General features: G+C 58.9%; 8 protein-coding genes and 2 pseudogenes. 4 read left to right on the top strand and 6 right to left on the bottom strand.

The genetic code is table 11. From position 1 onward, the window contains the following. Window positions 1-271 (bottom strand): annotated as a pseudogene (locus NTCA1_RS28910) (hypothetical protein); the annotation flags it as partial. Window positions 272-453: 182 nt separating this feature from the next. On the opposite strand from NTCA1_RS28910, the gene NTCA1_RS27630 reads away from it, so the two are divergent. From NTCA1_RS27630 to NTCA1_RS27615, 4 genes are all read left to right on the top strand, one after another. Further along, window positions 454-981, top strand: a complete 528-nt coding sequence (locus NTCA1_RS27630; protein ID WP_133084775.1) for a hypothetical protein — start codon at window positions 454-456, stop codon at window positions 979-981. Beyond that, window positions 981-1,265, top strand: a complete 285-nt coding sequence (locus tag NTCA1_RS27625; protein WP_133084776.1) for a hypothetical protein — start codon at window positions 981-983, stop codon at window positions 1,263-1,265. Before NTCA1_RS27630 ends, NTCA1_RS27625 begins: the two co-directional genes overlap by 1 nt. A 17-nt stretch (window positions 1,266-1,282) precedes the next feature. Beyond that, entirely contained in the window at window positions 1,283-1,630 is a 348-nt protein-coding gene (locus tag NTCA1_RS27620) for a hypothetical protein (protein ID WP_201282622.1), read from the top strand. Between the two features lie 64 nt (window positions 1,631-1,694). Then, the gene (locus tag NTCA1_RS27615; RefSeq protein ID WP_159832443.1) at window positions 1,695-1,892 is read left to right on the top strand and encodes a hypothetical protein; all 198 of its coding nucleotides are present in this window, start codon (window positions 1,695-1,697) and stop codon (window positions 1,890-1,892) included. A 39-nt stretch (window positions 1,893-1,931) separates the two neighbouring features. Here NTCA1_RS27615 and NTCA1_RS27610 read toward each other — a convergent pair whose 3' ends face one another. The 5 genes and pseudogenes from NTCA1_RS27610 to NTCA1_RS27590 all read right to left on the bottom strand — a co-directional run. Next, window positions 1,932-2,474, bottom strand: a complete 543-nt coding sequence (locus tag NTCA1_RS27610) for a hypothetical protein (protein ID WP_133084777.1) — start codon at window positions 2,472-2,474, stop codon at window positions 1,932-1,934. Between the two features lie 10 nt (window positions 2,475-2,484). Continuing rightward, window positions 2,485-4,641, bottom strand: a complete 2,157-nt coding sequence (locus tag NTCA1_RS27605; protein WP_133084778.1) for an ATP-dependent RecD-like DNA helicase — start codon at window positions 4,639-4,641, stop codon at window positions 2,485-2,487. Beyond that, window positions 4,641-5,093: a hypothetical protein gene (locus NTCA1_RS27600; protein ID WP_133084779.1), complete on the bottom strand. Its 453-nt coding sequence runs from the start codon at window positions 5,091-5,093 to the stop codon at window positions 4,641-4,643. The genes NTCA1_RS27605 and NTCA1_RS27600 overlap by 1 nt, the downstream gene beginning before the upstream one ends. 9 nt (window positions 5,094-5,102) lie before the next feature. Then, window positions 5,103-5,582 carry a hypothetical protein gene (locus NTCA1_RS27595; protein WP_133084780.1) on the bottom strand — a complete coding sequence of 160 codons (480 nt, stop codon included), beginning with the start codon at window positions 5,580-5,582 and terminating at the stop codon, window positions 5,103-5,105. After that, a pseudogene (locus NTCA1_RS27590) lies at window positions 5,579-6,378 on the bottom strand (hypothetical protein); the annotation flags it as partial. The pseudogene NTCA1_RS27590 and the gene NTCA1_RS27595, both read right to left, overlap by 4 nt.

Below are 6,378 nucleotides of genomic sequence, written 5' to 3'. Positions count from 1 at the left end.
CATGCTCACGCGCAGAACCGCAAGGCTTTGTCAAAATTGAGAAACTTCCGAATCCGGCTCTCAGCGTAGCGATGGCCGATCGAAGCCGCTCGTGGGCCGCCGCTACTTGCAGGGCTTTTACTAGATCGGGATGGCCCGCCCGTTGCAGCACGAGCTGCAGGACGACCGGTGAGTGTCGCATCAGTTCAACGAGACTCTCGCCATTCGGTCCATTTCTGCCGCAAAACCAGTTCTTCACCGTCTTTTCGTTGGTGTCCGTAAGCCGCGCCACCGCCTTGATCTTCGCCGGCGTGTCGCCGAACTCCTGGCGCAGCGCACCCGACGCTTAAAGTGCCTGCTTCGAGACCGATCTGCAGATTGATGCGGCATGGTGCGTCGTTCAGAAGATATTTTCTGACGCCGATCTCCACCGCGGCCCCTCTTTAAGCGTACTGACGACTTGCAGATGCACAGATGATCTGCGACCTACGAAGTGTCGTCGATCAAGATCCGGCGATGGGGCGTGGAAACCCCGAATTCGGTAGACTCGGTTTCTCCATGAGGCCGGGTGGCATGCGCGCATGTCCAACCCGCGAGGGTAAAGGCGCATGCGCCTGCTCTACCGATCAGGTTTCCAACACCCGGCTTGTGCCGGTCGCCCTTGACGAAACAGAGGGTGACCCAATGCACTTGAAATTTACCGGCAAGCTTCGCCCCAGCAGCCTCGAGCAAATTACTGGCCCGCTCATGGAGTTTCTCGAGCGGGAGGGAATCACGAGGATTGACGAGATATCGCTCAACCTCCGTGCTTGGCGAGGCGACGTCCGCACGCAGATCATAAATGCAGATGCTCGGATCGTCAGCTTGACCATTCCAGCGGAGGAAATCGTTGAACGAGGGATACCTTCGACCTTCGCACTGCCCAAACATCTGCAACTGCGAGATCGGCCGGATGAACTCGACCACGACGGCTTTGCGATGTTCTGGGGGCGAGATGACTGATGCCCGAATTACAGCCTCGGCCGCCGGTTCGCCCCGACGCCGAGTTGGATGAATGGCTGATTGTCAGTGATACAAGGGCTTTCGATCCGACCCGAGAAGAGGTTCGGATCGCCGGTCGGATCCGCAATGACCATCGCGGGCGCTACCCTGATGGCAAATGGGTGATCACCTCGGCTCTTCGATCACCGCTGCATCTAGTCGTTCCTGGCGGAACCATACGTACCCAGAACACCCGGTACCGCCTGTGCGAGAGAGGCGCGCGGGAGGATATCACGCTCAACTGAGCAGGAGGTCGGATCAGATGCTGGTCGTGAAAGTCGAAGTCTGGCCGGCAGGCGACGAAGCCGGTGCTTTTGAAATTGGGCGTATGGAAGTCGTCAACGAGAGCAGTCTATCGGCTGTGAGCGACTATTCCGCCCATATTGTTCAACAAGAAGCGCAACCACTGCAGGTGGCGCCATTTGATCTTCGAACGCAGGTGCGTGCGCATTCTCGCAGCGATGGACCTTGGGCGTTGGTAAAGAGGGTGCTCGATCAACTTCGCAAGTCGCAAGGGAGCATCGTCGTTGACCCAGCGGGGCAGCCCTATGACCTGGATGAGCTCCTCGCTGGAATGACGCCAGATACATTTCCGAAGGCCATCGATTGAATCGTCCGCCGTGAGCGAAATGCGGTAAGCTTCTCATTGAAGTGAAGTCGAAGGAAAGAGCAGAATGATTATCACCCTCTCCGACCTTCTGGCCGGCATTCGAGAGCGAAAAGCCGCGCTCGGTATCATTGACACGCCCGAACGCACAGAACAGATGCGTAATACAGGTTCAAGACGCACGGCCTGCAAACTCGCTATGCTGGAGCCGATCGAGAAGCGCGCTCGCGCAACGGGCGTCACGCCTCTGAAAGGACATTTCTGACTTCTCGCTTGGGCAAACGGATCCCACGCGTACGTGCTTTTAGTAGTAGCCGCTGTAGTCCCCGCCAAAACCGCCACGATCTGCGAGATCTTCGAGCACGCCGATCGTGCAGGTCAACAGCACCCGCATGCGCGCCGGGTTGTCCCAATTATCTCCGCCATGTTTGCCGCCATGGAAGAGGTTGTTTCGGACAGTGTTGGCATGTCCGATTACCCGGTCGAGCACCGGCAGATTCTTGGCCAGGGGCTCTTCGACGAATTCGAGATTGCCGGCCTCGCCGATCACCTGCATCTTGGGTTTCGCCTCCATCAGCGCGATGGCTGCCGCATTCGGCTGATAGCCTGCACGATGATCGGCAGCGAACCGTTTCCAGCTCGGAACGGCCTTGCTGCCCGGCTGGGTCCATTGGAGATAATGGCGCTCTTTCAAAGCCGACTCGAAGCGCGAGAAGCGGAGGAAAAAGTCGAAGACCAGTTGACGCAGGTCGCCATCGAGATCGGCGCCGCGCACCTCCTGAACAGCTAAAGGCGTAGCGGACGAGCAGGTCTGCGGCTCGCTCGATCGATGGGTTGGTTCCGCCATACCCGCCTCCCTATGCGTGAACCGGTTGGGGACGGTCAAAGTCCATCCGGAAACCGGTGATGCGCTGCTCGCGCCGCTCCACGCCGTCGGCGATCATCGTTGCAGGACCAACGAGAACGACTTGTTCGACTCCGCGGGTGACGGCGGTGTAGAGCCATTCACGGGTGATCAGCGAACTCGCGTCGAGAAGAACAATCACCCTCTTTGCTTCACTCCCTTGGGCTCGGTGCACAGTCAGGCACCAACCGCTGGCGAGTTCACCGCGAGCTGCCGCGCTGATTTCGCGCCCTTCCTCCTCGCCGTCAAAGCGGATCCGGAGTGGATCGAGGGCCTCGATCCAACCAAGCTGCCCGTTCATTAGCGCTTCTCCATACCGATTTGAGGTCGCTGTCACGGGATCATCTACGGCCGCCCACTCCGCCATCGGGCTCACTTTGACGCCAGGCGCGCCATCTGCCTGGCGCGCGGCCTGCATGGACTTCGCGATCTGAGAGCAGGTATCTCGGCGGCCGGCGAGCATCAGAAGATCCTGCCGGGTCGTGGACATCGCCAGCATCCGCTGGACGCGAAGGGCAGCAGGAATGATGTCCTGCGGAGCGCACGATGCGTGTTGCAGGCCGGGTTCAGCGCCTCCAAAATGATGGAGTTTTGGCACTTCGCCGGCTCGTATTGCGGCTGACGCTGTGATGATCGAATTGCCGGCGGCTTGGCGCATGACCTGCGACAGTGTGGTGGTCATGGACCCTTCCTCAACAAGGTCGTGGAACACCTTGCCGAGCCCAACCGGCGGTAGCTGTCCGACGTCGCCTACGGCTACGACGCGCGCGCCATCCGGTACGAAATCGAGCAGTTTTCGCCAGGAGACGAGGTCAACCATGCTGGCCTCGTCCACAATCAAGAGTGTGGATGGGGAAATTTGTGGAAGGTGATCGGGCGCGCGCTGCCCCTCAGTTTCGATCGCCCTGCGCTTTTCGAGACCACCGACGAGTCGCGCCACGGTCTGGGCGATGTGACCGGTTGCACGGGCGAGGCGGAGGGCGGCCTTCCCAGAGATGGTGGCCTGAACGAGGTCGCCGCCAGATTGGATATGCCAATCGCACAGGACGCGCATTGCGGTCGTTTTCCCGACACCGGCGCCGCCCTGGAGCACGCTGAAACAGCGATCACGCATGCTGTGGATCGATCTGGTCTGTTCGTCGTTCAACGAGATCTCACCTGAGGGCAATTTGCCGATCCACGATATGAACGGCGAGGCTGCTCTCAACCGCACGATGGAAGCGGCAACAGTGCGCTCAAGGAAGGCAGCACCTGGCGCGCGCAGCAAATCGCTATCGGTACCAATAGTGCGATGGGCCGACAGGCTTGCATCAACGGCGCGGCTGCCCGTCACTCCCATCTGCTTGACCAGCGCTTCGAATCGGTCTCGCGGATACGCTGTGTGACCGTTGGCGAGACGCCTTAACCATGCCGCATCCACCGCACCGATCAGGCGGTCTTCATGGATCAAGGGATCTCTGACGCCACTCGCTTTCAGCAGTCGCAGGCCGACCACATCGGCATCGCGCCAGGGAATAACGGCCGCCGTGGCATATGGTCGGTCGAGCAGTCGCTGGTATGCGTCGGGCGACCCGATGAGGCGCCATAACTTACGTGCAGCCCGAAGGTCGCTCACGCCAGCTATCTCTAGCTTGCGCAGGAACGTGATCTCCGAGACGCCTATGTCTTCCGCCGCTGCACGTGCTGCAAATTTGGCCAGTAGATGCTCAGCCAGTTTCCGGCCGAGCGAAAGCCGCGTCGGCGATAGCAGCCTGGCTATCTCATCAAGACGAGAGGCGTCGCCGAGGGCATCGAGGAGCCTATCACCGTAGAATTCGAAAAGCCCCTTTGCACGCTCACGACCGATGCCCTTGATCGTCATCAGCCAGGGGACGATGAGCCGGCCAGAGGTCCGCGCTCTAAGCAGAGACGACGCCTCAATCTGCCGGATCCGACCGTGCTCGCCCTCATAGAAGGATTCCGCGCCGTCGACTTCGAACACGTCGCCGACTGCGACCGGGTTTTGCTGCCATGTCCGGACACGCATACTTGCACCACTCTCCGTTTTTCCCGAGAAGATGGTGCCACCCCAGCTTTCGCTGAGAATGCTGGTGACAACGACACGTTCCATCAGACCCTCGGTGGAATTCCGCCATTCTCGAATATGGCTAGGCGGGCCAGGGCAGCGTCACGCTCCAGCGTCACCTTCGCCAATTCGCGGCATTTTTCGTTGAGTTCGGCGAGAACAAATTCTGACGCAGCGGATTGCTCAGCAGCCGCCCGGGCATCGGTCCGCCCTTGCCGCTCAACGCGAGCTATCCGCGCATTGATCGCGCTCTCGGCTGGTTCGAGAGAACGGTGGCCGATGCCCAACAGGTTCTGTTCGCCGCAAACAATGTTGACCGTTGCCTTCAGCGTCTCGTTCTTATGGAAGTGCTGGGCATCCGATGGCCGAAGGCCGAGCGCTTTGCACAGCCCGGTCACATTGATCTTGCCGTCGCCAAGCGCGGGAAGCTGGCGACCTGACTCGATGAATTTGTCGAACGCCTCGAGGATTTCCGCTTCTGGGTTACGCTTGGGCATGCGCAAATATCACTCCGAAACCTTGGTGCCGAGCAGCGAAACGACCTTAGATTGGCCGGTGACCTGGGCGAGCGCCAGCGACAAGGCATGAACGCGTTGCACCAGAACGTCTTGGATGTGCTTGGATTGTTTGCTGTCCTCGATCCGGCGCTGCTTCTCCTCACGCAACTCAGCACGCAATCGGCGATTTTCCTCGCGCAGGCCTCCACTGCCTAGGGGAGCTAATGCGGCCAGACGCTGGAAAAGAGCGAGTTCTTCCTTATAACGGTAGAGAGTTGGTCGTGGTATACCCGACTCTTCCACGAGGCGAACCGCAGTCCAGTCGTCACCAGTCGCCTTCGTTGTGCCGGTTACGAACCGATCAATAGCAGATCGAATTTGCAGCTCGACCAATTCTGTACGACGTTTGTGCTGGCGCTCATTGATGGCAGCTATCCGTTCGCGGTTCTTCTTCGCGAGGGCTTCGAATGTCTCTCCCTCCTCGCTCATGCTGAGATACCGCTTTCAATGATCCGCTCGTATCGGACAGATTCCTTTTTCAAAGATTCTTTCTGCGGACCAGTTTTCGCCTGCTTCTCTAGGGCTTTCACGTCATCCAGAAGCGATTGCCAGACGGGGACGTGGCACTTCCCAACGACCGAACAACCGCATTTGTCGGGAGCGCACATATTGATTCTGGGTTCAGCGTCCTTCTCTGCAGCCTCCTCCTCGGTGAGGCACAGGGCCTTTGCAGTGCCAAATACGCAGTAGTTTAGGGTGCCCGCATGAACGCGCTTGGCAACCGCTTTGACCGCGGCACCGACAACCATCTCCCCGGGGGTCGCATCAACCATGGCAGCGCCAATATCCGCCGCTTTCGCCGCGTCATAATCACGAATCAGAGAAAGAGCGCCCGGACCAAACACGCAACCATCCCGGGCATCTTGGCGAATCTCCTCCAGGAGATCGATATTCCGCATCAACTCCTCATCCGCGACTTCAAGCCGGAAACCATCGTCCTCGCCGCCAGCATATCCTTCGAAAACCGCAGTCTTCACATGATGATATTGCAGTTTCCCAGCGATGATACCAAAAGGTTGCCGGGCGATGTGGCGTGCCAAGGTTCTGCGAAACTGCGATGGCTTAATGCTGTTTGAAATCTCGTATCCGTAACGCTCTGCTATTACACGCAAGTAATGCTTCATACGAGTGCCGAGTGAACGGTCATCCATGCCGTCTTTATTGAGAGCCCGATCCGAAAGTTGTTGAGCAATACCAGTATGTTGTGATTCACGCCGTCTTTGCG

Origin of the sequence: Novosphingobium sp. TCA1 (assembly GCF_009811895.1) — a bacterium.
Lineage (GTDB): Bacteria > Pseudomonadota > Alphaproteobacteria > Sphingomonadales > Sphingomonadaceae > Novosphingobium > Novosphingobium panipatense_A.
This window is presented reverse-complemented; position numbering and strand designations above follow the sequence as displayed.